This window comes from Streptomyces avidinii (assembly GCF_014650695.1).
In the GTDB taxonomy this organism is placed as follows: Bacteria; Actinomycetota; Actinomycetes; order Streptomycetales; family Streptomycetaceae; genus Streptomyces; species Streptomyces avidinii.
The window spans coordinates 44,946-69,868 of sequence record NZ_BMVL01000014.1; the positions used below are offsets into that span (position 1 = coordinate 44,946).

23 protein-coding genes are annotated in these 24,923 nt (G+C 71.7%); 15 read left to right on the top strand and 8 right to left on the bottom strand.

The genetic code is table 11. From position 1 onward, the window contains the following. Positions 1-52: 52 nt before the first annotated feature. The 3 genes from IE257_RS29545 to IE257_RS29555 are packed head-to-tail and all read left to right on the top strand — an operon-like array spanning position 53 to position 2,063. Entirely contained in the window at positions 53-751 is a 699-nt protein-coding gene (locus IE257_RS29545) for a hypothetical protein (protein ID WP_189972932.1), read from the top strand. Continuing rightward, positions 748-1,437, top strand: a complete 690-nt coding sequence (locus IE257_RS29550) for a DUF4166 domain-containing protein (protein ID WP_189972933.1) — start codon at positions 748-750, stop codon at positions 1,435-1,437. Before IE257_RS29545 ends, IE257_RS29550 begins: the two co-directional genes overlap by 4 nt. Continuing rightward, positions 1,434-2,063, top strand: a complete 630-nt coding sequence (locus tag IE257_RS29555) for a TetR/AcrR family transcriptional regulator (protein ID WP_189972934.1) — start codon at positions 1,434-1,436, stop codon at positions 2,061-2,063. Before IE257_RS29550 ends, IE257_RS29555 begins: the two co-directional genes overlap by 4 nt. A 278-nt stretch (positions 2,064-2,341) precedes the next feature. On the opposite strand, the gene IE257_RS29560 is transcribed toward IE257_RS29555, so the two are convergent. After that, positions 2,342-3,337 (bottom strand): ArsR/SmtB family transcription factor, encoded by a 996-nt coding sequence (locus IE257_RS29560; protein ID WP_189972935.1) that lies wholly within the window; start codon positions 3,335-3,337, stop codon positions 2,342-2,344. A gap of 108 nt (positions 3,338-3,445) precedes the next feature. On the opposite strand from IE257_RS29560, the gene IE257_RS29565 reads away from it, so the two are divergent. From IE257_RS29565 to icmA, 4 genes are all read left to right on the top strand, one after another. After that, positions 3,446-4,702 carry an MFS transporter gene (locus tag IE257_RS29565; RefSeq protein WP_189972936.1) on the top strand — a complete coding sequence of 419 codons (1,257 nt, stop codon included), beginning with the start codon at positions 3,446-3,448 and terminating at the stop codon, positions 4,700-4,702. Between the two features lie 21 nt (positions 4,703-4,723). Continuing rightward, the gene (locus IE257_RS29570; RefSeq protein ID WP_189972937.1) at positions 4,724-5,230 is read left to right on the top strand and encodes a MarR family winged helix-turn-helix transcriptional regulator; all 507 of its coding nucleotides are present in this window, start codon (positions 4,724-4,726) and stop codon (positions 5,228-5,230) included. Positions 5,231-5,294: 64 nt separating this feature from the next. Next, a complete protein-coding gene (locus tag IE257_RS29575; protein ID WP_030720789.1) occupies positions 5,295-5,624 on the top strand; it encodes a DUF3817 domain-containing protein in 330 nt (109 codons plus the stop codon). Positions 5,625-5,722: 98 nt separating this feature from the next. Beyond that, on the top strand, positions 5,723-7,423 hold the full coding sequence (gene icmA / locus IE257_RS29580; RefSeq protein WP_189972938.1) for a coenzyme B12-dependent isobutyryl-CoA mutase large subunit: 1,701 nt from the start codon (positions 5,723-5,725) through the stop codon (positions 7,421-7,423). An 89-nt stretch (positions 7,424-7,512) separates the two neighbouring features. On the opposite strand, the gene IE257_RS29585 is transcribed toward icmA, so the two are convergent. Further along, entirely contained in the window at positions 7,513-8,136 is a 624-nt protein-coding gene (locus IE257_RS29585; protein WP_189972939.1) for a TetR/AcrR family transcriptional regulator, read from the bottom strand. Between the two features lie 250 nt (positions 8,137-8,386). Between IE257_RS29585 and IE257_RS29590 the strand changes: the two genes are divergently transcribed. From IE257_RS29590 to IE257_RS29605, 4 genes are all read left to right on the top strand, one after another. Next, the gene (locus IE257_RS29590) at positions 8,387-9,391 is read left to right on the top strand and encodes a tetratricopeptide repeat protein (RefSeq protein WP_189972940.1); all 1,005 of its coding nucleotides are present in this window, start codon (positions 8,387-8,389) and stop codon (positions 9,389-9,391) included. Positions 9,392-10,019: 628 nt separating this feature from the next. After that, complete coding sequence (locus IE257_RS29595; protein WP_189972941.1) at positions 10,020-10,661, top strand: DUF6230 family protein; 642 nt, start codon at positions 10,020-10,022, stop codon at positions 10,659-10,661. Positions 10,662-10,767: 106 nt separating this feature from the next. After that, entirely contained in the window at positions 10,768-11,364 is a 597-nt protein-coding gene (locus IE257_RS29600) for a DUF6114 domain-containing protein (RefSeq protein WP_189972942.1), read from the top strand. Then, the gene (locus tag IE257_RS29605; RefSeq protein WP_189972943.1) at positions 11,354-12,628 is read left to right on the top strand and encodes a hypothetical protein; all 1,275 of its coding nucleotides are present in this window, start codon (positions 11,354-11,356) and stop codon (positions 12,626-12,628) included. The genes IE257_RS29600 and IE257_RS29605 overlap by 11 nt, the downstream gene beginning before the upstream one ends. Positions 12,629-12,720: 92 nt before the next feature. Here the strand turns inward: IE257_RS29605 and pyk are convergent, their stop codons facing one another. The 3 genes from pyk to pta form a co-directional block, all read right to left on the bottom strand. Continuing rightward, the gene (gene pyk, locus IE257_RS29610) at positions 12,721-14,148 is read right to left on the bottom strand and encodes a pyruvate kinase (RefSeq protein ID WP_189972944.1); all 1,428 of its coding nucleotides are present in this window, start codon (positions 14,146-14,148) and stop codon (positions 12,721-12,723) included. A 61-nt stretch (positions 14,149-14,209) separates the two neighbouring features. Next, on the bottom strand, positions 14,210-15,424 hold the full coding sequence (locus IE257_RS29615; protein WP_189972945.1) for an acetate kinase: 1,215 nt from the start codon (positions 15,422-15,424) through the stop codon (positions 14,210-14,212). Between the two features lie 40 nt (positions 15,425-15,464). Further along, the gene (pta, locus tag IE257_RS29620) at positions 15,465-17,549 is read right to left on the bottom strand and encodes a phosphate acetyltransferase (RefSeq protein WP_189972946.1); all 2,085 of its coding nucleotides are present in this window, start codon (positions 17,547-17,549) and stop codon (positions 15,465-15,467) included. 224 nt (positions 17,550-17,773) lie between these two features. On the opposite strand from pta, the gene IE257_RS29625 reads away from it, so the two are divergent. Both IE257_RS29625 and IE257_RS29630 read left to right on the top strand, forming a co-directional pair. Continuing rightward, entirely contained in the window at positions 17,774-18,799 is a 1,026-nt protein-coding gene (locus IE257_RS29625; RefSeq protein ID WP_189972947.1) for an ATP-dependent 6-phosphofructokinase, read from the top strand. A 102-nt stretch (positions 18,800-18,901) separates the two neighbouring features. Then, positions 18,902-19,408, top strand: a complete 507-nt coding sequence (locus tag IE257_RS29630; RefSeq protein WP_189972948.1) for a cupin domain-containing protein — start codon at positions 18,902-18,904, stop codon at positions 19,406-19,408. Here IE257_RS29630 and IE257_RS29635 read toward each other — a convergent pair. After that, positions 19,405-20,028, bottom strand: coding sequence for a helix-turn-helix domain-containing protein (locus tag IE257_RS29635; RefSeq protein ID WP_245385157.1), 624 nt, complete (start codon positions 20,026-20,028; stop codon positions 19,405-19,407). The two genes, IE257_RS29630 and IE257_RS29635, sit on opposite strands and share 4 nt — an antisense overlap. 373 nt (positions 20,029-20,401) lie before the next feature. Between IE257_RS29635 and IE257_RS29640 the strand changes: the two genes are divergently transcribed. Both IE257_RS29640 and IE257_RS29645 read left to right on the top strand, forming a co-directional pair. Beyond that, positions 20,402-20,794, top strand: a complete 393-nt coding sequence (locus tag IE257_RS29640; RefSeq protein WP_189972950.1) for a MerR family transcriptional regulator — start codon at positions 20,402-20,404, stop codon at positions 20,792-20,794. 25 nt (positions 20,795-20,819) lie between these two features. Further along, positions 20,820-21,161: a thioredoxin family protein gene (locus IE257_RS29645; protein ID WP_245385133.1), complete on the top strand. Its 342-nt coding sequence runs from the start codon at positions 20,820-20,822 to the stop codon at positions 21,159-21,161. Between the two features lie 11 nt (positions 21,162-21,172). Here IE257_RS29645 and glgB read toward each other — a convergent pair whose 3' ends face one another. Both glgB and IE257_RS29655 read right to left on the bottom strand, forming a co-directional pair. Further along, positions 21,173-23,467: a 1,4-alpha-glucan branching enzyme gene (glgB, locus tag IE257_RS29650; protein WP_189972951.1), complete on the bottom strand. Its 2,295-nt coding sequence runs from the start codon at positions 23,465-23,467 to the stop codon at positions 21,173-21,175. After that, positions 23,464-24,909, bottom strand: coding sequence for a maltokinase N-terminal cap-like domain-containing protein (locus IE257_RS29655; protein WP_189972952.1), 1,446 nt, complete (start codon positions 24,907-24,909; stop codon positions 23,464-23,466). Before IE257_RS29655 ends, glgB begins: the two co-directional genes overlap by 4 nt. Between the last annotated feature and the right edge of the window lie 14 nt (positions 24,910-24,923).

The following is a 24,923-nucleotide window of genomic DNA, read 5'->3' on the forward strand; positions in this document are numbered from 1 at the left end:
CTCCTAGGGTGCCGTTTGAGCGATCGCTCAACACGCAGAACGGGGGGTGGAGATGGGCCTGTACGTCGAGACGCGGATCCGGGCCGGCATGGACGAGCTCTGGGAACGCACCCAGGACCCGGCGCAGCACCAGCGGTGGGACCTGCGGTTCACCTCCATCGGCTACCTCCCGCGCGCCGAGGGCGAACCCCAGCGGTTCCGGTACGCGACCCGCGTGCTGCCCTTCCTCTCCGTCGACGGGACCGGGATCTCCGCCGGGGAACGGCACCGCGCCGACGGGACCCGGGTCTCCGCCCTGCGGTTCGCCTCGGAGCACCCGCTGTCGCTGCTCGCCGAGGGCAGCGGGTACTGGCGCTACGTCCCCGGCCCGGACGGGATCCGCTTCCTCACCGGCTACGACTACCGCCCGCGCTGGGGCCGCTTCGGCGCCCTCGCCGACCGGTTGGTGTTCCGCCCGCTCATGGGCTGGGCCACCGCCTGGTCCTTCGACCGGCTGCGGCTGTGGTGCGAGCGCGGCACCACCCCGGGCCGCGCCCTCGCCCGCGCCGTCGGGGAGAGCGCCCTGCGCGCCCTGCTCTGCACGGCCGCCCTGCTGTACGCGCCGCCGGCGGCCGCCCTGTTCGTCCTGGCCGCCGCCGTGCTGCTTCCCCCGCTGCCCGGCACCCCGGCCGCCCGCCGCTGCCTGCGTACCCCGCCCGGCCGCACTCCCGCCCGCGCCCCCCGCCTGCTCAGCACCCTGGAGCCGTCATGACCTCCATCTTCCGCGCCCACATGGGGGCCGACTTCGACCGTCTGCACCCGCAGATCCAGCGCCGCTTCTCGGTCGGGCTGGCGAGCGGCGAGGGCTGCATCGGCCGCGGCACCATGGAGCGGATATGGCACGGCCCGGGCTATGTGAAGCCCTTCCTCCGGCTCGGCGGCCTGCGGAACATCCTGGTGCCGCGCGAGGGCCGCGACGTCCCCTTCGTCATCGAGAACCTCCCCTACCTCGACTCCTTCGGGCGCGAGACGGTCACCTTCGTACGGACCTTCCGGCTGCCCGGCGGACCCCACCGCTTCGACGCCACGATGGTCCACAGCCCCGAGCGCGACTGCGTCCTCGACTACCTCGGGACCCACCAGCACCTCGCCAGCGACCTGCACATGAGTGCCGAGCCCGACGGCTCGCTGCTCATCCGCTCCGGTGAACACCGCTTCCGCGAGGGCCCCGTCGACGTCCGCGTCCCCGATCTCATCGGTGGTGACGCCGAGGTCCGCGAGTCCTTCGACGAGGCCACCGGCCGCTTCCGGATCCGGGTCCGCGTGGTCAACCGCCGCTTCGGACCGCTCTTCGGCTACGAGGGCTCCTTCACCGCGGAGTACGTCGACGCCCGCGACCGGTGGGCCACGGGACTCTGCGGCGACCTGCGGCCCGTCCGCGAGGAGGTTCGGGCATGAGCGCCGCCACCAGGGAGAAGCTCCTCGAAGGGGCCCTGCGCACCGTGGCCGAGCAGGGCGTGGCCAAGACCTCCGCCCGCACCATCGCGGCCACCGCCGGGGTGGGCCAGGGCCTGATCTTCTACCACTTCGGCTCCGTGGACGAGCTGCTCGCCGCGGCCTGCCGGTTCGGCGCCGAGCAGCGGGTGGCCCGCTACCGCGAACGGCTCGCCGCCCTGGGCAGCCTCGGCGAACTGCTGGAGTTCGCCCGCTCCATGCACGCGGAGGAACGGGCCGCCGGGAACGTGGCCCTGCTCGGGCAGCTGCTGGCCGCGGGGCAGAGCTCGCCCGTCCTCGCCGCCGCCACCGCCGACGGGCTCGGGCTGTGGATCCGGGAGCTGGAGGAGGTCCTCACCCGGCTGCTGGCGGCGACCCCGCTGGCCGGGTACGCCGACCCGGCGGGGCTGGCCCGGGCCACGGCCGCCTCCTTCATCGGCATCGAGCTGTACGAGGGGGTGGACCCGAACGGCGCCGGCAGCGCGCTCGACGCGCTGGAGCAGCTCGCCGGGCTGGCCACGGTGCTGGAGGGCCTCGGCTCCCTGAGCCAGCGCGTGGTCCGCCACGGCCTGCGGCGCGGCACCCGTTGACCCGGTCCGCGCGTACGGCCCTCGGCGGCGAAGCGGCTCGGGGTGCGGGCCCCGGAGCAGCCGGCCGCGCCCCGGGCGTCGCTGCGTCCGCCACAGGAGCCAGGGCTCGGCGGTGCAGGACGCCCGCAGGGTCCGGTCGTTGTTCCCGCCGTCCGCGCGGACCGAGACGCACGTGCCGCTGTTGCGGTTGACCAGGCGCCAGGCGCCAGGCCGAGTGCGGGCGTCGTAGGCGAAGGTACAGAACTGGTCGGGGAAGAGGCCGCTCCCCGCCGGGTGGTTCAGCCGGCGGCGTCGCCGGTGGTGAGCGCGATCGCCAGCGGGGTGCGCTCGTAGCGGACCTGGTGGCCGTGGCGGGCCGAGATGAGCAGCCCGGCCGCGCGCAGGACCCCCAGGTGGGCCGAGACGCTGGACGGGGCCAGACCGAGCCGGTGGGCCAGTGCCGTCGTGGAGGCCGGCTCCTCCAGCGCGCACAGCACATCGGCCCGGACCCGGCCCAGCAGGCGGGCGAGCGCGTCCGGAGTGTCCCTGCCGACCGGCGTCCACAGGGCGCCGATGCCGCGGGCCGGGTAGACGACGGTCGGCTGCCAGGGCGGGTCGAAGCCCCCCGCGATCTGCGGCCAGACGAAGGCGCTCGGCATCAGGAGCAGCCCCTGGCCGCCCAGGACGCGTTCGTGGTGGCTGCGCCGCTCGATGGTCAGGGTGAGGGAGGCGGCGTCCCAGGAGAGGTCCGGGTGCAGGCCGTCGAAGAGCGACTGGAGCCCACCGTCGGCGAGCCGGCGCGAGTGGAAGAGGACGTCCGCCTCCAGCAGGGCCCGCAGCCGTGGCCAGTGCGGTTCGATCAGGACGCTCCAGGCCCGCTCCAACAGATCGGCCAGCTCGCGCACGGCCCGCACCGGATCGGCGAGCAGGGACCGGCCCAGATCGCTGTCGAGGGCGCCCGGCGTACAGGCCAGCGACTTGCGCATGTCCTCGCGCGCCGCGACCGGATCGGCCGCGCGGATCAGTGCGATCTCCTCCTCGAAGGAGACCCCCGGTCCGCTCGGGGGCGGGCTGATGAAGTCCGTACTGTGCCCCCGGTTCGGCATCAGCAGCCACAGCGGCCGCAGGTCCAGACCGTCGGCCGCGGCGCGGATCCGGCGCAGCCAGGGCAGGTGGTAGCCCTGCCGGTCCGGGCGGTTCAGGGTGCGGACGGCCTCCTGCGTCTCCCACGCGGGCGACAGCGCGAACCGGCACCGCAGCAGGTCCTCGTGCCCGAAGTAGTGGTGCAGCCCCATCCCGGCCCTTCCCTTCCCGGCCCTTCCCTTGCCCGGGGGACTCTGCCGCAACATTCGGCCACAGGCGAATCCCTGGGGCGCCGCACCACCGTCCGAGACGCTGGGCCCATGCCAGCCGACACCCAGGCGCCCGGGCGGTCCACATCGCCACCGGGCTACCGCTCCGTGTTCCGGGTCCGTGAGTTCCGGCCCGTCTTCGCCGCCCATCTGCTGTCCGTGTTCGGCGTGGTCGTCGCCGAGATCTCGCTGTCCGTCCTCGTCTACCGCGCCACCGGCTCGCCCCTGATGAGCGCGCTCACCTTCGCCCTCGGCTTCCTCCCGTACGTCCTCGGGGGCACCCTGCTCGCCGGGATCGCCGACCGCCACCCCGCCCGCCGGGTCCTCGTCGCGTGCGACCTCCTGTGCGCGCTGTGCGCGGCGGCCATGGTGCTGCCGGGCACGCCGGTCGCCGTGCTCCTCGCCCTGCGCTGCGCGATGGCCTTCGTGGCCCCGCTGTTCCAGGGCACGCGCAATGCCTCCCTCTCCGACATCCTCGGCGTCGGCGACACCTTCGTCCTCGGCCGCTCGCTGCTGCGCATGGTGGCCCAGAGCGCCCAGCTCATCGGTTTCGGCCTCGGCGGGCTGCTGCTCACCGTGCTCGCGCCGCGCGGTGCCATCGCCCTCACCGCCGCCGGATTCCTCGGCTCCGCGCTTCTGCTCCGGCTGGGCACCCGCAGCCGTCCCGCCCGCGGCGGCGCCCGTACCTCCCCGCTCGCCGGACTGCGCGCCGTCCTCGGCCGACGGCGGCTGCGTGCCCTGATGCTGCTCTTCTGGCTGCCGCCCGTCTTCCTCGTGGTGCCCGAGGCGCTGCTCGCCCCGTACGCGGACGGCATCGGCGTCGGCACCGCCGCACTCGGCCTGATGATGTGCGCCATGCCCGTCGGCACCATCGCCGGGGAACTCTGGGCCGGCTCGGCCCTCACCGCCCGGACGCGCTCGCGGATCGTGGTCCCGCTCGCCGCCGCCGGTCTGCTGCCGCTGATGCTCTTCGCCGTCCGGCCGGGCGTGACGCTGGTCCTCGTCGCGCTGCTGCTCGCCGGGCTGGCCCACGCCTACACCCTCGGCCTGGACCAGTGGTACGTCGACGCCGTGCCCGAGGAGCTGCGCGGGCGGGCGATGACCCTGCTCAGCACCGGTCTGATGACCCTCCAGGGAGTCGGCATGGCGCTGGCCGGGCTCGCCGCCGAGTTCCTTCCGGTGCACGGGGTGGTCACCGGGTCCGGGATCCTCGGCACCGGGGTCGTGCTGCTGCTCCTGGCCGAACTGCGGGCCGCCGTCCGGCAGGAGGACCGACTGAGGGGTGAGACGGCCGCCGCCGCGAAGTGACGTCCCGGTAGGGTCACAGGCGTGCCCAAGCCGCTCAGCCTTCCCTTCGACCCCATCGCCCGCGCCGACGAGCTCTGGCAGCAGCGCTGGGGGCCCGTGCCCTCGATGGCCGCGATCACCTCGATCATGCGGGCGCACCAGATCCTGCTCGGCGAGGTCGACGCGGTGGTCAAGCCGTACGGGCTGACCTTCGCCCGGTACGAGGCGCTGGTGCTGCTGACCTTCTCCAAGGCCGGCGAACTGCCGATGTCGAAGATCGGCGAGCGGCTGATGGTCCACCCGACGTCGGTGACCAACACCGTGGACCGGTTGGTGAAGTCCGGACTGGTCGCCAAGCGGCCCAACCCGAACGACGGCCGCGGCACCCTCGCCTCCATCACGGACAAGGGCCGCGAGGTGGTCGAGGCGGCGACGGAGGACCTGATGGCCGTCGATTTCGGCCTCGGCGCGTACGACGCCGAGGAGTGCGGGGAGATCTTCGCGCTGCTGCGCCCGCTGCGGGTGGCCGCGGCGGACTTCGAGGAGTAGGGGACCGGGTCCCGCCCCGGGGGCGCGTCAAGATCGAGCAAAGCGGACGGCTAGGCTCGTCGGCATGAAACGAAGCGTGCTGACCCGCTACCGCGCCATGGCCTACGTGACCGCGGTCATGCTCCTGATCCTCTGTGCCTGCATGGTGGCGAAGTACGGCTTCGACACCGGAGCCGACCTGACCTTCGTGGTCTCGCAGGCCCACGGTGTGCTCTTCATGATCTACCTGGTCTTCGCCTTCGATCTGAGCTCCAAGGCCAGGTGGCCCTTCGGTAAGATGCTCTGGGTCATGCTCAGCGGAACGATTCCGGTGGCTGCCTTCTTCGTCGAGCGCAAGGTCCGCGCCGAGGTCGAGCCGCTGGTCAACGACTCGCTCGCGACCGCCAAGGCCTGATCGGCGCCGCGCACGAGGCGAGCGCCGCCCGCCCCCGGGACGAGTGCCCGGGGGTTTGCTATCGACATTTACTAGGACGTCCTAGTAAATTCATGGGTATGGACGCTGACGCCATCGAGGAGGGCCGCCTTCGCTGGCAGGCCCGTTATGACAAGGCCCGCAAGCGCGAGGCAGACTTCACCACGCTCTCCGGCGACGAGGTCGAGCCGGTCTACGGGCCCCGGCCCGGCGACGCGTACGAGGGATTCGAGCGCATCGGGTGGCCCGGCGAGTACCCGTACACCCGCGGGCTCCACGCCACCGGGTACCGCGGCCGGACCTGGACCATCCGGCAGTTCGCCGGCTTCGGGAACGCCGAGCAGACCAACGAGCGCTACAAGATGATCCTGGCCGCCGGCGGCGGCGGGCTCTCCGTGGCCTTCGACATGCCGACCCTCATGGGGCGCGACTCCGACGACCCCCGCGCGCTCGGAGAAGTGGGGCACTGCGGGGTCGCCATCGACTCCGCCGCCGACATGGAGGTCCTCTTCAAGGACATCCCGCTCGGCGACGTCACGACCTCGATGACGATCTCGGGCCCCGCCGTGCCCGCCTTCTGCATGTACCTGGTCGCCGCCGAGCGGCAGGGCGTTGACCCCGCCGTCCTCAACGGCACGCTCCAGACCGACATCTTCAAGGAGTACATCGCCCAGAAGGAGTGGCTCTTCGAACCCGAGCCGCACCTGCGCCTCATCGGCGACCTCATGGAGTACTGCACGAAGGGCATCCCGGCCTACAAGCCGCTGTCCGTCTCCGGCTACCACATCCGCGAGGCCGGAGCCACGGCCGCGCAGGAGCTCGCGTACACCCTCGCCGACGGCTTCGGCTACGTGGAGCTGGGCCTCTCGCGCGGGATGGACGTCGACGCCTTCGCGCCCGGACTCTCCTTCTTCTTCGACGCGCACCTCGACTTCTTCGAGGAGATCGCCAAGTTCCGCGCCGCGCGCCGGATCTGGGCCCGCTGGATGAAGGAGGTCTACGGGGCGAAGAGCGACAAGTCCATGTGGCTGCGCTTCCACACCCAGACCGCCGGTGTCTCGCTGACCGCGCAGCAGCCGTACAACAACGTCGTGCGCACCGCCGTGGAGGCCCTCGCGGCCGTCCTCGGCGGCACGAACTCCCTGCACACCAACGCCCTGGACGAGACCCTCGCCCTGCCGAGCGAGCAGGCGGCCGAGATCGCCCTGCGCACCCAGCAGGTGCTGATGGAGGAGACCGGCGTCGCCAACGTGGCGGACCCGCTGGGCGGTTCCTGGTTCGTGGAGCAGCTCACCGACCGCATCGAGGCCGAGGCCGAGAAGATCTTCGACCAGATCAAGGAGCGCGGTCTGCGCGCCCACCCGGACGGGCAGCACCCCATCGGGCCGATCACCTCGGGCATCCTGCGCGGCATCGAGGACGGCTGGTTCACCGGGGAGATCGCCGAGTCGGCCTTCCAGTACCAGCGGTCCCTGGAGAAGGGCGACAAGCGCGTCGTCGGCGTCAACGTGCACCACGGGTCGGTCACCGGCGACCTGGAGATCCTCCGGGTCAGCCACGAGGTCGAGACCGTCCAGGTACGGGAGCTCGCGGCCCGCAAGGCCCGGCGCGACGACGCCGCGGTCGACGCGGCGCTGAAGGCGATGCTGGACGCCGCGCGCGACGGGTCGAACATGATTCCGGCCATGCTGGACGCGGTGCGGGCCGAGGCCACGATGGGCGAGATCTGCAACGTCCTGCGCGACGAGTGGGGCACCTACACGGAGCCGCCCGGCTTCTGACCCCGCGGAGTACGACGGCCGGTCATGGCGCCCGTGCGGGCGGCGCGATGACCGGCCTTCCGCGTCCCGGCCCCCGGACCGGGGCTGCGTCAGAGCGCGGCGGCCGGGCCCCGGAGGCCGTGCATCAGCAGCGCCGTGAAGGTGGCCACCCAGAGCTCGTCCACCGGCTCGGAGCTCACCAGGGCGCGGTGCACCACCGTGCCCGCGATCACGTCGAAGATCAGGTCCGTGGTGCGGCCCGCGAGGGACTCGTCCTCCTCGTACGGGAGTTCCCCACGCTCCTGGGCCCGCTCGCGACCCAGTACGACGAGACGTTTCTGCCGGTCCACGATCGCCGACCGGATCCGGTCGCGCAGGGCCTCGTCCCGGGTGGACTCGGCGACGACCGCCATCAGGGCGGTACGGGCCTCCGGGCGCCGCAGCAGCTCCGCGAACTGCAGGACCACGTACTCGATGTCCGCTTCCAGGGAACCGCGGTCCGGGAGTTCCAGGGCGTCGAAGAGCTCCGCCACCGCGTCCACGACCAGCTCGTTCTTGCCCGCCCAGCGCCGGTAGAGGGTGGTCTTGGCGACCCCCGCACGGGCGGACACGTCCCCCATCGTCAGCTTCGACCAGCCCAGCTCGACCAGCGCGTCCCGGGTCGCGGCGAGGATCGCGGCGTCCGCGGCGGCACTGCGGGGACGACCGGTGCGGCCGGGGCTGGGGTTGCGCATGGCCGAGACCATACCCGCCGGTAGCCGAAGCGGCCGCTGTGGTTCAGATCACGGGGCGGGAAGGGGAGCGCGCGGCTGCCGGGGGAGTTACGCTACGGCTCGTAGCGTAAGAGCGACAACCACGCGAAGAGCTACGGGCGCCAGGTGGGGACCCGGCGCCGACCGGTCATCACGATCGCGACGGTACGGCGGCACGGCCAATTCACGCGATCTTTTTCGTCGGTGCGCACACACGGGGGAGGATGTACGCATGCAGCCCAGAAACATGTCCATGAGCGGCGTCGTCGACCTCGCCGCGGTGAAGGCGGCCGGCGAGGCCAAGGCCAAGGCCGAGCAGGCCCGCGCCGAAGCGGCACGCCAGGCCGGTCAGGCCGGCGGGGCGGGTCCGTCCGCCGGTGCGGTGCCGCCGTCCGCGCTCGTCATCGATGTAGACGAGGCCGGCTTCGAAAGCGATGTGCTCCAGCTCTCCGCAGAGGTTCCGGTCGTCCTGGACTTCTGGGCCGAGTGGTGCCAGCCCTGCAAGCAGCTCAGCCCGTTGCTGGAACGTCTGATCACCGAGGCGAACGGTCGCCTCGTGCTCGCCAAGGTCGACGTCGACGCCAACCAGATGCTCATGCAGCAGTTCCAGATCCAGGGCATCCCGGCCGTCTTCGCCGTGGTCGCCGGTCAGGTGCTGCCGCTGTTCCAGGGCGTGGCCCCCGAACAGCAGATCCGCGAGACCCTCGCCCAGCTGGTCCAGGTCGCCGAGGAGCGCTTCGGGATCATCGGCATCGAGGTGGACCCGAACGCGGAGGGCGCCGCCCCGGCCGCCCCGGCCGCCGACGACATCCCGGCCGGCCCGTACGACGCGCTGCTGGAGGCGGCCGTCGTCGCGCTGGACGCCGGCGACCTGGGCGGCGCGGTCCAGGCCTACAAGAACGTACTGGCGGACGACCCGGGCAACACCGAGGCCAAGCTGGGCCTGGCCCAGGCCGAGCTCCTCGCCCGCGTCCAGCACATGAACCCGCAGGCGGTGCGCACCGCGGCCGCCGAGAACCCGCGGGACCCGGCGGCGCAGATCGCCGCGGCCGACCTCGACCTGGTCGGCGGTCACGTGGAGGACGCCTTCGGGCGCCTGGTGGACACCGTCCGGGTCACGTTCGGTGAGGACCGGGATGCGGTGCGGCTGCGGCTGCTGGAGCTGTTCGAGGTCATCGGCGCGGATGATCCGCGGGTGTCGGCGGCGCGTACGGCGCTCGCGCGGGTGCTTTTCTAGGCCGGCTCCGGACGGGCTCCGAGGCCGCTCGGAGCCTGCCGCGGGGGGTCTGCCGTACACCGCCGGGCCACCGGCGATTTGTTGACACGTAGATAAACAGCGGCCGCGCTTTACTAAAACTTGGTAATCGCGGCCGCTGTTACTCGCAGTAAATCGAACCCCGTGAACTGTCCGGTGTGTTCGTCAATCGACCGTTCTGTCGTGGCCCTGGGTGACACCCTGTGTTGCTGCCCGACGGCGGCGGGTCGTACTCAGGTTATCTGGCCGTTACCCGCCAGTAACGAACCCCCTTGTGCCCCGGCCTGGAATGGACCACGATCGGCGACGCTCGGTCCTTCCCGCAGAGCCGCTCACTCGGAGCCGCGGTGGAGGGTCCCCACCGAGCCGGCCTGTGGCAGTGGCACCGGCCGTGGGACAGGGGGGTCTCTGCCACACCGGCGGGGCCTGTCCTCCAGGTTGCGCGAACGCGTGGCCCAGTGGTTGTCGCTCGGGGGTGATCGCCGGTGTATCGGACGTGGCACAGCCGCGGCCCGGCCGCCTGCGCTCCTTCCCGAGGACGTAGCACTTCTCCCATCCCAGGACGGGCACGGCCCGGACCGGAGATGTACGTCCGAGAAGGAGGAACGAAATGAGTTCTCAGGTTCGTGGCGGGACCAGATGGAAGCGCTTCGCGCTCGTCATGGTGCCGAGCATCGCGGCCACGGCCGCGGTCGGTGTGGGTCTGGCGCAGGGCGCCCTCGCGGCGTCGTTCAGCGTCTCCGGCCAGGACTTCAAGGTCTCGGCCGACAAGCTCGACGGTGAAAACCTCATTCAGTACGGCGGTATCGCCGAGGGGCACGACCTCAAGGGCAACGCCCAGCACCACCCGGTCACCATCTCCGGGTTCAGCAACGCCAAGATCACCAACATGTGCCAGTCCCTGGTCACCCCGACTCCGCTGGGCAACATCACGCTCCAGCTGAAGACCGGTCACAAGGGCACCCCGGCCGAGGCCAGCAACATCTACCTGGATGTGGCCGAGCTCGACACCGACGCCGAGTTCACCAACCTGGACATCGGTGTCGCGGTCGGCGACCCGAGCCACAAGACCAAGCCGCAGGCCGGCACGGTCGCCAGCCCGTACGCGTTCTCGCAGCGCGCCGACCGGGCCGTCCTGACGAACGTGAAGCAGAAGGCGTGGGCGACCACGGCGGGCACCTTCAAGCTGCCCAACCTGAAGCTGCGCCTCCTCGGTGGCGACCAGCCCTGCTACCAGGACATCAAGGACTGATCGGTCCCCGTGTCCGACCGGCCGGGCGGGTGGCGGCAGCCGTCGTCCCCGCCCGTCCGGGCTCCACAGATTTCTCCGTACCACCGTTTCCAGGGAGCTGTTGTCCATGAACCCCCAGGCCCCGGTTTACGTTCGCGCAGAAGACGACGCCTGGCCCACCGTGGTGTACTACCACTTCCATGCATGGAGCGGCCGCCGTCCCTTCTGGGCCGGGTTGTTCACGCTCCTCGGTGGCTTCCCGATCGCATACTTCCCCTACGCGGACCTCCGGCTGGGCAACGTCAGTCTTGCGATGGCCACCACCGGCGGTGCCGGTGCACTGATCATCGGTGTACTGCTGATCACGCTGGGCCTGGCCCTCTGGTTCCAGGAAACCATCCGCGTCTTCGCCGGCGTGGCCGCGATCCTGCTCGCCCTGGTCTCGATCCCGGTCTCCAACCTCGGTGGCTTCTTCATCGGCTTCACCCTCTCCATGGTCGGCGGCGCACTCGCCCTGGCCTGGGCGCCGGGGCAGCCGGCGGAGGAGGGCGAGCGGCCGGTGGTGGACCAGCAGCCGGGCGTGGTCGGTCTGACCAAGGCGGAGGCGACGGCGGACATGGGCGTCCAGGGAACCCAGGGCATTCCTGGTCCCCGTGGGACGGAAACGGCACACGCGAGCGAGACGACTGCCCACGCCGATGGCGGGAGGAACAGTGCGGGGTGACGAGACGCAGCGGGGCGTGGCCCCAGGCGCAGAGTCCCGTGCAGTGAAGGGGCCGCGCCACGCGGCGCCCAGGAAATCGCTGCTGAACAAGATCCAGATACCCGTCGGCAAGACGATGGCGCTCGCGGCGATGCCGACGGCCGTGTTCGTCGGGATGGGCATGGCGCCGAAGCTGGCCGTGGCCGACGACAAGGAGATCCCCTTCGCGCCCGGCCCGTGTGTGACGCGGTCCGACGAACCCGCGGAGACCGAGTCGAAGTCCCCGTCCCCCACGCCCTCGAAGACGCCGTCGCCGAGTACGTCGCCCAGCGCGACGCCCTCACCCTCCGCGTCGGCGTCCGCGAAGGACAAGGCGAAGCCCAGCACCTCCCCGTCGGCGACCAAGCCCCCGGTGACGAACGGGACGGCCCCGGCCCCCACACCCTCGCCGGACCAGCCCAAGTCCACGAACCCGCTGGACCCGCTGGGCGTCGGCGATGCGCTCAAGGATCTCGTCGACGAACTCGGCAGGCCCCTCAAGGACGCGAAGGAGACGGCGACCCCGACTCCCACGCCGTCCACGACCCCCACGGCGACCCCGACTCCCGACCCGGCCGCGGACGCGATCCGCGATGCGGCGAAGAAGGCCGGCGTCGAGGTCAAGGACCTGTCCGACGAGGTCAAGAAGACCGAGAAGGACCCGAAGGACGAGACGGGCGAGGACAAGGCCGAGGACGAGGACAAGGACGAGGACAAGGCCAAGGACGAGGAGACGAAGGACCCGGACGGGAAGCAGCCCTTCCCGTGCCCGACCTACGACGCCAAGGCGCTGGCCGACGCCGAGCTGGAGCAGGGCGTCCCGCTCCTGCCGGACGAGCCCTGGTACCTCGACAGCTCCCTGCTGACCCTCTACGGCCTGGACTACCACGGCATCGTCGAGGTGAAGACGGGCAGCGGCAAGGTCAAGAAGGTCCTGAAGTTCACGGCGGACTCGCTCGACATCAAGGACCTGTACCAGACGGTCGGCAAGGGCGGGAACGTCGCCCACCTCAAGTCCCGTCCGGGCTCCACGTCCAAGATCCGCGGCGGCACGGTGACGATGTACACCGAGAGCCTCAAGGGGAACCTGTTCGGTCTGATCCCGATCGAGTTCACCCCGAACAGCCCGCCGCCCCTGAACGTCCCGTTCGCCTTCTTCACGGACGTCAAGGTGGTCCAGGCCGGCCAGTTCGGCGGCACCCTGACGGTCCCGGGCCTGAAGAACTACATCGGCCCGCCGGAGTAGTCCCGTACCGGGCGCACGCGAAAACGCCGAGGGCGGCACCCCGCATCACTGCGGGGTGCCGCCCTCGGGCTCTGTGCGGCAGAGGTGGTGCGTCAGGCGGTGTCGCCGCCCAGGTGGTGCACCCGGACCATGTTGGTGGTGCCCGGGACACCGGGGGGCGAGCCGGCGGTGATGACCATGGTGTCGCCCTGGTTGTAGCGGTTCAGCTTGAGCAGCTCGCCGTCCACCAGGTCGACCATCGCGTCGGTGGTGTCCACGTGCGGGACGATGTAGGACTCGACGCCCCAGCTCAGCGTGAGCTGGTTGCGGGTGTTGACGTCGGTGGTGAACGCCAGGATCGGCTGGGTGACGCGGTAGCGCGACAGGCGGCGGGCGGTGTCCCCGGACTGGGTGAAGGCGATGAGCGCCTCGCCGTCGAGGAAGTCCGCGATCTCGCACGCCGCGCGGGCGACGGAGCCGCCCTGGGTGCGGGGCTTCTTGCCCGGGACCAGCGGCTGGAGGCCCTTGGAGAGGAGCTCCTCCTCGGCCGCCGTGACGATCTTCGACATCGTCTTGACGGTCTCGATCGGGTAGGCGCCGACCGAGGATTCGGCCGACAGCATGACCGCGTCCGCACCGTCGAGGATCGCGTTGGCGACGTCGGACGCCTCCGCGCGCGTCGGGCGGGAGTTGGTGATCATCGACTCCATCATCTGGGTCGCGACGATCACCGGCTTGGCGTTGCGGCGGCACATCTCGATGAGCCGCTTCTGGACCATCGGGACCTTTTCGAGCGGGTACTCGACGGCCAGGTCACCGCGGGCCACCATGACCGCGTCGAAGGCGTCGACCACGGCCGCCATGTTCTCGACGGCCTGCGGCTTCTCGACCTTGGCGATGACGGGGACCCGGCGGCCCTCCTCGTCCATCACCTTGTGGACGTCCTTGACGTCGTTGGCGTCGCGGACGAAGGACAGGGCGACCATGTCGCAGCCCATCCGCAGGGCGAACCGGAGGTCGTCGACGTCCTTCTCCGACAGGGCGGGGACGTTCACGGCGGCACCCGGCAGGTTGATGCCCTTGTGGTCCGAGATGACACCGCCCTCGATGACGATGGTCCTGACCCGCGGGCCCTCGACCGCCGTCACGCGGAGCTCGACGTTCCCGTCGTTGATCAGGACCTGGTCGCCCTTGGTGACGTCGCCCGGGAGGCCCTTGTAGGTGGTGCCGCAGATGGACTTGTCGCCCGGGACGTCCTCGGTGGTGATGGTGAACTCGTCACCGCGCACCAGCTCGACGGGACCTTCGGCGAAGGTCTCCAGACGGATCTTCGGGCCCTGGAGGTCGGCGAGGACGCCGACGGCGCGCCCGGTGTCTTCGGAGACCTGCCGGACGCGGTCGTACCGCTCCTGGTGTTCTGCCTGGGACCCGTGGCTGAAGTTGAATCGGGCCACATTCATACCTGCCTCGATGAGCGCTTTCAGCTGCTCATACGAGTCGACGGCGGGGCCCAGCGTGCAGACAATTTTGGAACGGCGCATGACTGGATCCTATCGGTTTGTTTCGTAGCGGAATATTCCGTCTGGTGGAAAGTCCAAGTGACTAACCGGTAACCAGCGCGTACGCCTGGGTGGCGATCTCCAGTTCCTCATCCGTCGGGACCACCGCCACCGCCACCCGGGCGTTCTCCGCCGAGACCAGCCGCGGCTCGCCGGAGCGCACGGCATTGGCCTCCGGGTCCAGCGCCAGGCCCAGCTCGGCCAGGCCGTCCAGCGCGGCCACGCGGACCTGGTGGGCGTTCTCGCCGACCCCGGCCGTGAAGGTCACCGCGTCCACCCGCCCGAGCACCGCCGAGTAGGCCCCGATGTACTTCTTCAGACGGTGGACGTACGCGGCGAAGGCGAGGCTCGCCGCCTCGTCGCCCTCGCCCGCCCGCCGGAGCACCTCGCGCATGTCGTTGTCGCCGCACATGCCCAGCAGACCGCTCTTCTTGTTCAGGAGCGAATCGATCTCATCCATCGAGAAGCCGCCCACCCGCGCCAGATGGAAGACGACCGCCGGATCGACATCGCCCGAACGGGTCCCCATGACCAGCCCCTCCAGCGGGGTCAGGCCCATGGACGTCTCCACGCACACCCCGCCCCGCACGGCCGACGCCGAGGCGCCGTTGCCCAGGTGCAGCACGATCACGTTCACGTCCTCCACCGGCCGGCCCAGCAGCTCGGCCGTCGCCCGGGAGACGTACGCGTGGGAGGTGCCGTGGAAGCCGTACCGCCGGATGGAGTACGCGTCGGCGGTCGCGGCGTCGATCGCGTACCGCGCCACGTACTCCGGCATCGTCGAGTGGAAGGCCGTGTCGAAGACGGCGACCTGCGGGATGTCCGCGCGCAGGGCACGCGCCACCTCGATGCCCGTGACGTTCGCCGGGTTGTGCAGCGGAGCCAGCGGGATCAGGTTCCGGATCTCCGCCAGCACCTCGTCGTCGATCACGGTCGGCCGGGTGAATCGCGTCCCGCCGTGCACCACCCGGTGTCCCACCGCGGCCAGTTCGGGGGAGTCCAGGCCCATCCCGTCGGCGGCGAGCTCCGCGGCCACGGCCTTCAGCGCCGCCCCGTGGTCCGCGATCGGGCCGACCTGCTCCCGCCTGCCGCCCTCGGCGCCGGGGCCGGTGAGCGGCTCGTGCACCAGCCGGGAGGTCTCCTCGCCGATGCGCTCCACCAGGCCCGACGCCAGCCGGGACCGGTCGGCCATGTCGAGGAGCTGGTACTTGACCGACGAGGAGCCGGAGTTCAGGACGAGTACGCGCGATGCGGTCACGGTGGAGGTCTTTCCTTGTCGCGGGTGATGAGGGGAGGGATCAGGCGGTGGGCGCCGGCGCGCCCTGCGCCTGGATCGCGGTGATGGCCACGGTGGTGACGATGTCCTGGACGAGCGCGCCGCGCGAGAGGTCGTTGACCGGCTTGCGCAGACCCTGGAGCACCGGGCCGACCGCGACGGCGCCCGCCGAACGCTGCACGGCCTTGTACGTGTTGTTGCCCGTGTTGAGGTCGGGGAAGACCAGCACCGTCGCGCGGCCGGCCACCGCGGACCCGGGCAGCTTGGTCGCGGCGACCGAGGGCTCCACTGCCGCGTCGTACTGGATCGGCCCCTCGACCGCCAGGTCGGGGCGCTGCTCGCGGATCAGCTCGGTGGCCTTGCGGACCTTGTCGACGTCCGCGCCGCTGCCGGAGGTCCCGGTCGAGTAGGAGAGCATCGCGATCCGCGGCTCGACGCCGAAGGCGGCCGCGGTGGCGGCCGACTGGACGGCGATGTCGGCGAGCTGCTCGGCGTTGGGGTCCGGGTTGACCGCGCAGTCGCCGTAGACGAGGACCCGGTCGGCCAGGCACATGAAGAAGACCGAGGAGACGATGGACGCCTCCGGCTTAGTCTTGATGATCTCGAAGGCCGGGCGGATGGTCGCCGCGGTGGAGTGCACCGAACCGGAGACCATGCCGTCCGCCAGGCCGCGCTGGACCATCAGGGTGCCGAAGTAGTTGACATCGGTGACCACGTCGTGGGCCAGCTCCACCGTCATCCCCTTGTGGGCGCGGACCTGGGCGTAGTACTCGGCGAAACCCTCCCGCATCGGGGAGGTCGCCGGGTCGATGAGCTGTGCGCCCGAGATGTCGACGCCGAGGTCGCCGGCCTTCTTCAGGATCGCCTGCTCCTCGCCCAGCAGGGTCAGGTCGCAGACCCCCCGGCGCAGCACCACGTCCGCGGCGCGCAGCACCCGCTCCTCGGTGCCCTCGGGCAGCACGACGCGGCGGCGCTCCGAGCGGGCCCGCTCCAGCAGCTCGTGCTCGAACATCATCGGGGTGACCCGCTCCGAGCGGGCCACCGACAGCAGACCGCGCAGCTCACCGGTGTCCACGTGCCGCTCGAACAGGCCGAGCGCGGTCTCCAGCTTGCGGGGGGTCGCCGAGTTCAAGCGGCTCTGCAGCGAGAAGAGTTCGGCGGCGGTCGGGAAGCTGTTCCCGGCCACCGACACCACGGGCGTGCCCGGCGCCAGCTTCGAGGCCAGCGTCAGGATGTCCCGGCCCGGGCGCTCGTTCAGGGTGAGCAGCACGCCGGCGATCGGCGGGGTGCCCGACGCGTGCGCGGCCAGCGCGCCGATCACCAGGTCGGAGCGGTCTCCCGGGGTCACGACCAGGCAGCCGGGGGTCAGGGCGTTCAGGAAGTTCGGCAGCATCGCACCGCCGAAGACGAAGTCCAGGGCGTCCCGGGCCAGCCCGGCCTCGTCGCCGAGGAGCACCTCACCGCCGAGGTCCCGGGTGATCTGGGCGACGGTCGGGGCGGAGAGCGACTTGTCGTCCGGCAGCACGTAGCAGGGCACGGGGAGCCGGGCGGCCAGTCGCTCGGCTATGACGTCGCGGTCCTCCGCGGCCACCCGGTTCACGACCATGGCGACGACGTGGCAGCCCAGGGTCTCGTAGGCGCGGTAGGCGTTGCGGGCCTCGGCGCGGACGGCCTCGGCCTGGTGCCTGGTGCCGCCCACGACGGGCACGACGACCGCGCCCAGTTCGTTCGCGAGGCGGGCGTTGAGCGCCAGCTCGTCGGGGAGGTTGGTGTCCGCGTAGTCGGTGCCGAGGACGAGCATGACCTCGTAGTCGCGGGCCACCCGGTGGTAGCGGTCGACCAGCTGGGAGACCAGTTCGTCGGTGCCCTTCTCGGCCTGGATCGCCGAGGCCTCCCGGTACGACATCCCGTAGGCCGTCGAGGCGTCCTGCTCGATCCGGTAACGGGCCTTGAGGAGGTCGAAGAGCCGGTCCGGTGAGTCGTGCAGGAGCGGACGGTAGACGCCGACCCGGCCCGTCTGCCGGGTCAGCAGCTCCATGATCCCCAGCTCGACGACCTGCCGGCCGTCCCCGCGCTCGATCCCGGTCACGTACACGCTGCGCGTCACGCCGGCACTCCGTCCCATGCTGTGGATGTCTTTTTGGTCGGGCTTGACCCCTTGACAATACCTCTGTCAATGGATAGGGCGCCCCCCGGGAAAATGCCTGGCCGAGAGGGCCGAAAGGCCTTCCGGGCGGACCAGCCGAAAACGCGCGGCACCCCGGGCCCGTGGAACAATCGGACAGGCTTCACCATTACGCCCTTCATATGTACGGCAGGAGACACAGCACGATGCGTATCGGAGTTCTCACCGCAGGCGGCGACTGTCCGGGCCTCAACGCTGTCATCCGGTCGGTCGTACACCGTGCCGTGGTCGGGCACGGGGACGAGGTCATCGGTTTCGAGGACGGCTTCAAGGGCCTCCTCGACGGCAACTTCCGCCCCCTCGACATCAATGCCGTCAGCGGCATCCTCGCCCGCGGCGGAACGATCCTCGGTTCGGCACGCATGGAGCGCGCCCGTCTCCACGAAGCCGCCGAGAACGCGCAGGAGCTGGCGGAGCGCTACGGCATCGACGCCCTCATCCCGATCGGCGGCGAGGGCACCCTGACCGCCTCCCGGATGCTCTCGGACGCCGGGATGCCGGTCGTCGGCGTACCGAAGACCATCGACAACGACATCTCCTCCACCGACCGCACCTTCGGCTTCGACACCGCCGTCATGGTCGCCACCGAGGCGATCGACCGCCTCAAGACCACCGCCGAATCGCACCAGCGCGTGATGGTCGTCGAGGTCATGGGCCGGCACGCCGGCTGGATCGCCCTGGAGTCCGGCATGGCCGGCGGCGCGCACGGAATCTGCCTGCCGGAGCGCCGCTTCGAGGTGGACGCCCTGGTGAAGATGGTCGAGGAACGATTCGCCCGCGGCAAGAAGTTCGCCGTGATCTGCGTCGCCGAGGGGGCCCACCCGGCCGAGGGCTCCATGCCCTACGAGAAGGGCGCGATCGACCAGTACGGTCACGAGCGCTTCGCCGGCATCGGCAACCGCCTCGCGATCGAGCTGGAGCACCGCCTCGGCAAGGAGGCCCGCCCCGTGATCCTCGGCCACGTCCAGCGCGGTGGCACTCCCACCGCCTACGACCGGGTGCTCGCGACCCGCTTCGGCTGGCACGCCGTGGAGGCAGTCCACCGCGGCGAATTCGGCAACATGACCGCCCTGCGCGGCACCGACATCGTGATGGCCCCGCTCGCCGAGGCGGTCACAGCGCTGAAGACGGTCCCCGAGGAGCGCATGTACGAGGCCGAGTCGGTCTTCTAGCCCCGCGGGCGGGACCTTCGGCCCCGATGGCGCGGCCGAACGGTTCCCGCCGCGATCGGGGGGTACGCTCCCGGCCCTGAGCCGATCGGTCGTGGAGGCGCCATGGACACCCCTGTTCCGGGCACGCCCGTTTTCCTCGCCCCACCGCCCGTCGAACCGAGCGGCTCCGCACCGGTCGCCGTCGCGTGGACACTGGGCGATCCCGGCCGTGAGCTGGACGCGCAGCTGGTCCGGCTGAGCGCGGGAGCCGTCGTCGAGGAGCACACCGGGACCGCCCCGGGCGTGCTGGTCCTCGTGGTCGGAGGCTCGGGCGAGATCCGGACCCCGGACCGCACCGTGGCGCTCACCCCCGGCTGCGCGGCCTGGCTGCCCGCCGGCACTGCGCGCGCCCTCCGGGCCGGCGCCGAGGGGCTGGCCTACACCACCGCACACCGCAGGCGCCCGCCTGCGACCGCCCTCGCCGGGCCCGGTCCGGACACCGGCGAGGGCGCCTGCCTGCTGCACCTCGTCTGCGACGCGTGCGGACGCCTGGCCTCCGACCGCGACGCCCGCTTCTGCACCCGCTGCGGCACCCGCCTGCCGGGCCCCGATCGGAATCGGAGTGCCTAGCCCGCACCGCCCGCGAGGTACCAGAAGCGGTCCACGATCTCGGCGAGGAACTCCCGGCCGGCGTCGCCGCTGCCGGCCTCGCCCTGGCCGCCGCCCCAGCTGAGGGTCGCCACCATGCGCGACTGGTAGTCCCCGTGCAGCTGATCCAGTACCCGCTCCAAGTGGTGCTTGGGGATCGGCAGCAGCTTGCCCAGTGGTTTCACGTACGCCTGCCAGCGCGTGGTGACCGCGCTGCGCAGCAGCTCGGCCAGTTCCTCGTGCTTGCCGGTCGCGGTCACGAACTGGGCCAGTGTCAGGCCCAGCACCGAGGCGAGGGCGGCGGACTGCCGCTCGTTTCCCTTCCAGCGGCCGGTGTCCTCCATCTTCTGGTACGAGCCGGTCTCCAGACCGATGCGCCGGGCCAGGTCGTCCGCCGCGAGGCCCCGGGCGACCCGGTGCTCCCGCAGGGTGACCGGCTCGGCGAGGAGTTCGCCGGGGGAACACCACAGGACGCCCGCGAGCGCCGTGACTTCGGCGGAGGAAGGTGATATCTCGCCACGCTCCCAGGCCATCACCATCTCGGGCGCGACGACGAGTCCGTACTGGGCGCGCAGGCCGTAGGCGACATGACCGGGAGCCATGCCCAGGGCCGCGCGCAGGCGACGCGCGGCGGGGGCATTGAAAGGTGGGCTGGAGTGCACACCGCACACCGTAGAAGTGGCCAGGCTGTGGCGCCTACAGACCAAACAAACAAGCCCATACCTCGTAGGAACGTCCTATGAAGTTAAGGGCTTTCGTCGGGTTTCCGTGCGACTGTCCGGTAATCGGTGACGCCGCTAGATCCTTTCGGTGGGTACGGTTCCAGCCATCGCCCGTCGATGCAAGACCCTTCACATCCTCCGCACCATGTGAACCGACCATCCACCCAGTGCGTGATTCCTTCGGGGGCCCTCGCCCACGGGGGTGGCGAGGGCCCCTTGCCTTGACGTCGGCGTCAAGGAATACGGTCCTGCCATGCGCATCGGCGAACTGGCGGAGCGGGCCGGGACGAGCACCCGGACGCTGAGGTACTACGAGTCGCGCGGGCTGCTCCCCGCACGACGGGCCGACAACGGCTACCGGACCTACGACGAGGACGACCTGCGGCTGCTGAGCCAGATCCGCGTGCTCCAGGACTTCGGCTTCGAGCTGGAGGAGACCCGGCCCTTCGTGGACTGCCTGCGGGCCGGCCACCCGGCCGGGGACTCCTGCCCCGCCTCGCTCGCCGTCTACCGGCGCAAGCTCGCCGAGCTGGACGGCCTGATCGGCCAGCTGGCCGACGTGCGCGATCAGCTCGGGCGGCAGTTGGCCGATGCGGAACGGGCGGCCGGCGAAGCGGCCGTGCCGAAGTGCGAGATGACCGGATGACCGGACGGACGAGAGGGACGGGGACATGAAGGCCCACGGTGTGGCACAGGTGACCGACGCGGATTTCGAGGCCGAGGTGCTCGGGGAGCGGGGGCGGCCCGTCCTCGTCGAGTTCACGGCGGACTGGTGCGGCCCCTGCCGCCAGCTCGCCCCCGTACTCTCCTCGATCGCCGCCGAGGAGGCCGACCGGCTCAAGGTCGTGCAGATCGACGCGGACAGCAACCCCGGGGCCGTCACCCGGTACGGGGTGCTGTCCATGCCGACCCTGCTCGTCTTCCGTGACGGCGAGCCCGTCCGGCAGATGGTCGGGGCCCGGGCCAAGCGCAGGCTGCTCCAGGAACTGGAGGAGCACCTGGCCACGGCCTGAGCCCCGGCCCCTCAGCCCTCCGGCCGGAACCAGACCGTCGCAAGCGGTGGGAGGGTCATGCGCAGGCTCGCCGGGCGGCCCTGCGCCGGGACCGGCTCCGGCCGCAGCGGCTGCGTGTGGTGGACGCCGCTGCCGCCGTAGACCTCCAGGTCGGTGTTGAGCACCTCCCGCCACAGCGGCACCTCCTCCGGCACCCCGATCCGGTATCCGTGCCGGACCACGGGCGAGAAGTTCGACACCGCCAGCAACTGCGAGCCGTCCTGCGCGTACCGCAGGAACGCGAAGACGTTGTCCTCCGCGGCGTCCGCCTCCACCCAGGCGAAGCCCTCCGGCACGGTGTCCCGCTCCCAGAGCGCGGGCGCCGCCGCGTACGTACGGTTCAGGTCGCGCACCAGGTCCCGTACGCCGCGGTGGTCGCCCGCCGCCGAGTAGGAGGAGTCCAGCAGCCACCAGTCCGGCCCGTGCGCCTCCGACCACTCCGATCCCTGCGCGAACTCCTGCCCCATGAAGAGCAGTTGCTTGCCCGGGTGGGCCCACATGAAGCCCAGGTACGCGCGGTGCGAGGCCCGCCGCTGCCACCAGTCCGCCCCGGGCATCCGCGACACCAGCGAACCCTTGCCGTGCACCACCTCGTCGTGCGAGATGGGCAGCACGTAGTTCTCGCTGAAGGCGTAGATCATCCCGAAGGTCATGTCGTTGTGGTGGTACTTGCGGTGCACCGGCTCCTTCGACATGTAGCGCAGGGTGTCGTGCATCCACCCCATGTTCCACTTCAGTCCGAAGCCGAGCCCGCCGGAGTCCGTGGGCCGGGTCACGCCCGTCCAGGCCGTGGACTCCTCCGCGATCGTCACGACCCCCGGGCAGCGCCGGTACACCGTCGCGTTCATCTCCTGGAGGAAGCCGACCGCGTCCAGGTTCTCCCGCCCGCCGTGCTCGTTGGGCGCCCACTCGCCCTCACTGCGCGAGTAGTCGAGATAGAGCATCGAGGCCACCGCGTCCACCCGCAGGCCGTCCACGTGGAACTCCTCGCACCAGTACACGGCATTGGCGACGAGGAAGTTGCGGACCTCCTTGCGGCCGTAGTCGAACTCCAGCGTCCCCCAGTCCGGGTGCGCCGCCCGGCGCGGGTCGTGGTGCTCGTAGAGCGGCCGCCCGTCGAACTCCGCGAGGGCCCAGTCGTCGCGCGGGAAGTGCGCGGGAACCCAGTCGACGATCACCCCGATCCCGGCCCGGTGCAGCGCGTCCACGAGGAAGCGGAAGTCGTCCGGGGTGCCCATCCGTGAGGTCGGCGCGTAGAAGCCGGTGACCTGGTACCCCCACGAGCCGCCGAAGGGGTGCTCGGCGACCGGCATCAGCTCCACGTGCGTGAAGCCCAGCTCCTTGACGTACGCGGGGAGCTGTTCGGCGAGCTGCCGGTAGGACAGCCCCGGCCGCCAGGACGCCAGGTGCACCTCGTACACCGAGAAGGGGGCCTGGTGCGGGGGACGGGCGCCGCGCTCGGCCATCCACGCCGCGTCCTGCCACTCGTACCGGGAGGAGGTGACCACCGAGGCGTTCGCCGGGGGGACCTCCGCGGACCGCGCCATCGGGTCGGCGCGCAGGGTGTGACTGCCGTCCGGGCGGGTGATGTCGTACTTGTAGAGCGTCCCGGCGCCCACCCCGGGCAGGAACAGCTCCCACACCCCCGTCGAGCCGAGCGAGCGCATCGGGTAGGCGGCGGAGTCCCAGTACGAGAAGTCCCCGGAGACCCGGACCCCCTGGGCGTTCGGCGCCCACACCGTGAAGCGGGTCCCGGCCACGCCCTGGTGCTCCATCGGCTCGGCGCCGAGCGCCTTCCACAGCTGTTCGTGGCGGCCCTCGCCGATCAGGTGAAGGTCCAGCTCGCCGAGGGCGGGCAGGAACCGGTACGGGTCGTGGACCTCGATCTCGTCGCTGTCGTACGCGACCAGCAGCCGGTACTCCGGCACGCCGGTCAGCGGCAGCAGCCCCGAGAACAGCCCGTCGCCCTCGTCGACGAGCTCGGCCCGCAGCCCCTTCGCGACGACGGTGACCGCCTTGGCGTAGGGGCGCAGCACCCGGAAGGCCACCCCGCCCCGCTGGGTGCGGGCCCCCAGCACCGCGTGCGGATCGTGGTGTCGGCCCTCCAGCAGCCGGGCCCTTTCGTCGGCGCCGAGTGCGGGCGCCGGCCGGACGCCGTGCGCAGGATCGGCGCGGCGGGCCCGGGGGGTACGGGCCTTCTTCACCGCCGCCGGAGCGGGTGCGGCTTCGTCGCGGACGGTCGGTGACGGCTGTCGTGCGGCGCTCACGCGAGCGGCCTCCTCGGGGGCTTCGGATGGGGGTGCGGGGAGATGGAGCCGGGGGCGGGCGGGGTCGGCGGCACGCGGTGGGCGGGCCGTACGGGCTCCGAGAGCCGCCGGATCGCGGCCATCGGGACGTGCAGCCAGTCGGGGCGGTGCCGGGACTCGTAGCGGGCCTCGTACACCGCCTTGTCGGTCTCGTACGCGCGCAGCAGTACGGGGTCCTCGCGGGGGTCCCGGCCGGTGGTCCGGGCGTAGCCCTCGCAGAAGGCGGCCCGGCAGTCGTCCGCCCAGGCGGGGGCGAACGGCCGGTGCGAGCGGGCGGCGTAGTCGAAGGAGCGCAGTATCCCGGCGATGTCGCGCACCGCCGGTTCGGGACGGCGCCGGTCGGCCAGCGGCCGGGCCGGCTCGCCCTCGAAGTCGATCAACGACCAGCTGCCGTCGAGGGTGCGCAGGGTCTGACCCAGATGGAGGTCCCCGTGGATCCGCTGGGCGGGCACGCCCGCGCCCCGGGAGGCGGCCAGCGCGTCGAAGGCGCCCCGCAGCCCCGCCTCGTAGGGCCGCAGCGCCGGTACCTCCCGGGCGGTGGCGGCCAGCCGCGCCGTCATGCCCGCGGCGAGCCGGGCGGTCTGCTCCGGCCCGAGCGCGACCGTGGGCAGTGCGGAGGCCAGCGCGCTGTGCACCTCGGCGGTGGCCCGGCCCAGGGCGTGCGCCTCCGCGGTGAAGTCCGCCCCGGCGCCGAGTCGGCGCAGTGCGAGCTGCCAGCCGTCGTCGGAGCCGCGCAGGTACGGCTGGAGCACCCCCAGGGTCAGCGGTTCGCTGCCGGGCGGCACGGCCTCGTACCAGGCGACGGGCGCCGGGACGCGGGCGCAGCCGGCGGCGGCCAGCGCTCTGGGCAGTTCCAGGTCCGGGTTGATCCCGGGGCCGACCCGGCGGAAGACCTTCAGGATGAACGAATCTCCGTAGATCAGGGACGAGTTCGTCTGCTCCCCGGAGATCGGCCGGGGCGTGAGCCCCGCCGGGATCGGCGTGGCCGGGTCCCGGTCGAAGCGCAGCGGCCCGAGGGTGCCGGGGGAGCGCAGCCGCTCCAGCAGCATGGCCGCGAGCCGGGGGTCGCCGAGCGCCTCGTACACGGCCCGGCCCGCGTACGGACCGTCCTCGGCGTGGCCGATCAGTGTGGGTGCCAGGGCGGGCGGCAGGGACGGGCGGATGCCCAGCAGCAGTTGGTAGCAGTCCCCGTCGACGTCGAGGAGCAGGTGCAGCAGTCCGGGGGTGGACCCCGGTGGCAGCAGCTCGGCCGCCGAGACGGTCCTGAGCCTGCTGATGGTGCGGCCCTTGCCCGCGAACCAGCGCTGTGCGGGCAGCCAGGCCCTCAGCATCGGCTCCAGCGGAGCGATCCCGGCGGCCCGGTCGGCCGTCAGCCGGCTCCGGGCGGATGCAGCCTCCGACATGGCGTCGCGTCCTT

Bases quoted from the DNA above. Each gene is read 5' to 3' on its own strand.
- IE257_RS29545 (WP_189972932.1), top strand. From the start codon at position 53: ATGGGCCTGTACGTCGAGACGCGGATCCGGGCCGGCATGGACGAGCTC.
- IE257_RS29550 (WP_189972933.1), top strand. From the start codon at position 748: ATGACCTCCATCTTCCGCGCCCACATGGGGGCCGACTTCGACCGTCTG.
- IE257_RS29555 (WP_189972934.1), top strand. From the start codon at position 1,434: ATGAGCGCCGCCACCAGGGAGAAGCTCCTCGAAGGGGCCCTGCGCACC.
- IE257_RS29560 (WP_189972935.1), bottom strand. From the start codon at position 3,337: ATGGGGCTGCACCACTACTTCGGGCACGAGGACCTGCTGCGGTGCCGG.
- IE257_RS29565 (WP_189972936.1), top strand. From the start codon at position 3,446: ATGCCAGCCGACACCCAGGCGCCCGGGCGGTCCACATCGCCACCGGGC.
- IE257_RS29575 (WP_030720789.1), top strand. From the start codon at position 5,295: ATGAAACGAAGCGTGCTGACCCGCTACCGCGCCATGGCCTACGTGACC.
- icmA (WP_189972938.1), top strand. From the start codon at position 5,723: ATGGACGCTGACGCCATCGAGGAGGGCCGCCTTCGCTGGCAGGCCCGT.
- IE257_RS29585 (WP_189972939.1), bottom strand. From the start codon at position 8,136: ATGCGCAACCCCAGCCCCGGCCGCACCGGTCGTCCCCGCAGTGCCGCC.
- IE257_RS29590 (WP_189972940.1), top strand. From the start codon at position 8,387: ATGCAGCCCAGAAACATGTCCATGAGCGGCGTCGTCGACCTCGCCGCG.
- IE257_RS29595 (WP_189972941.1), top strand. From the start codon at position 10,020: ATGAGTTCTCAGGTTCGTGGCGGGACCAGATGGAAGCGCTTCGCGCTC.
- IE257_RS29600 (WP_189972942.1), top strand. From the start codon at position 10,768: ATGAACCCCCAGGCCCCGGTTTACGTTCGCGCAGAAGACGACGCCTGG.
- pyk (WP_189972944.1), bottom strand. From the start codon at position 14,148: ATGCGCCGTTCCAAAATTGTCTGCACGCTGGGCCCCGCCGTCGACTCG.
- IE257_RS29625 (WP_189972947.1), top strand. From the start codon at position 17,774: ATGCGTATCGGAGTTCTCACCGCAGGCGGCGACTGTCCGGGCCTCAAC.
- IE257_RS29630 (WP_189972948.1), top strand. From the start codon at position 18,902: ATGGACACCCCTGTTCCGGGCACGCCCGTTTTCCTCGCCCCACCGCCC.
- IE257_RS29635 (WP_245385157.1), bottom strand. From the start codon at position 20,028: ATGGCTCCCGGTCATGTCGCCTACGGCCTGCGCGCCCAGTACGGACTC.
- IE257_RS29640 (WP_189972950.1), top strand. From the start codon at position 20,402: ATGCGCATCGGCGAACTGGCGGAGCGGGCCGGGACGAGCACCCGGACG.
- IE257_RS29645 (WP_245385133.1), top strand. From the start codon at position 20,820: ATGAAGGCCCACGGTGTGGCACAGGTGACCGACGCGGATTTCGAGGCC.
- IE257_RS29655 (WP_189972952.1), bottom strand. From the start codon at position 24,909: ATGTCGGAGGCTGCATCCGCCCGGAGCCGGCTGACGGCCGACCGGGCC.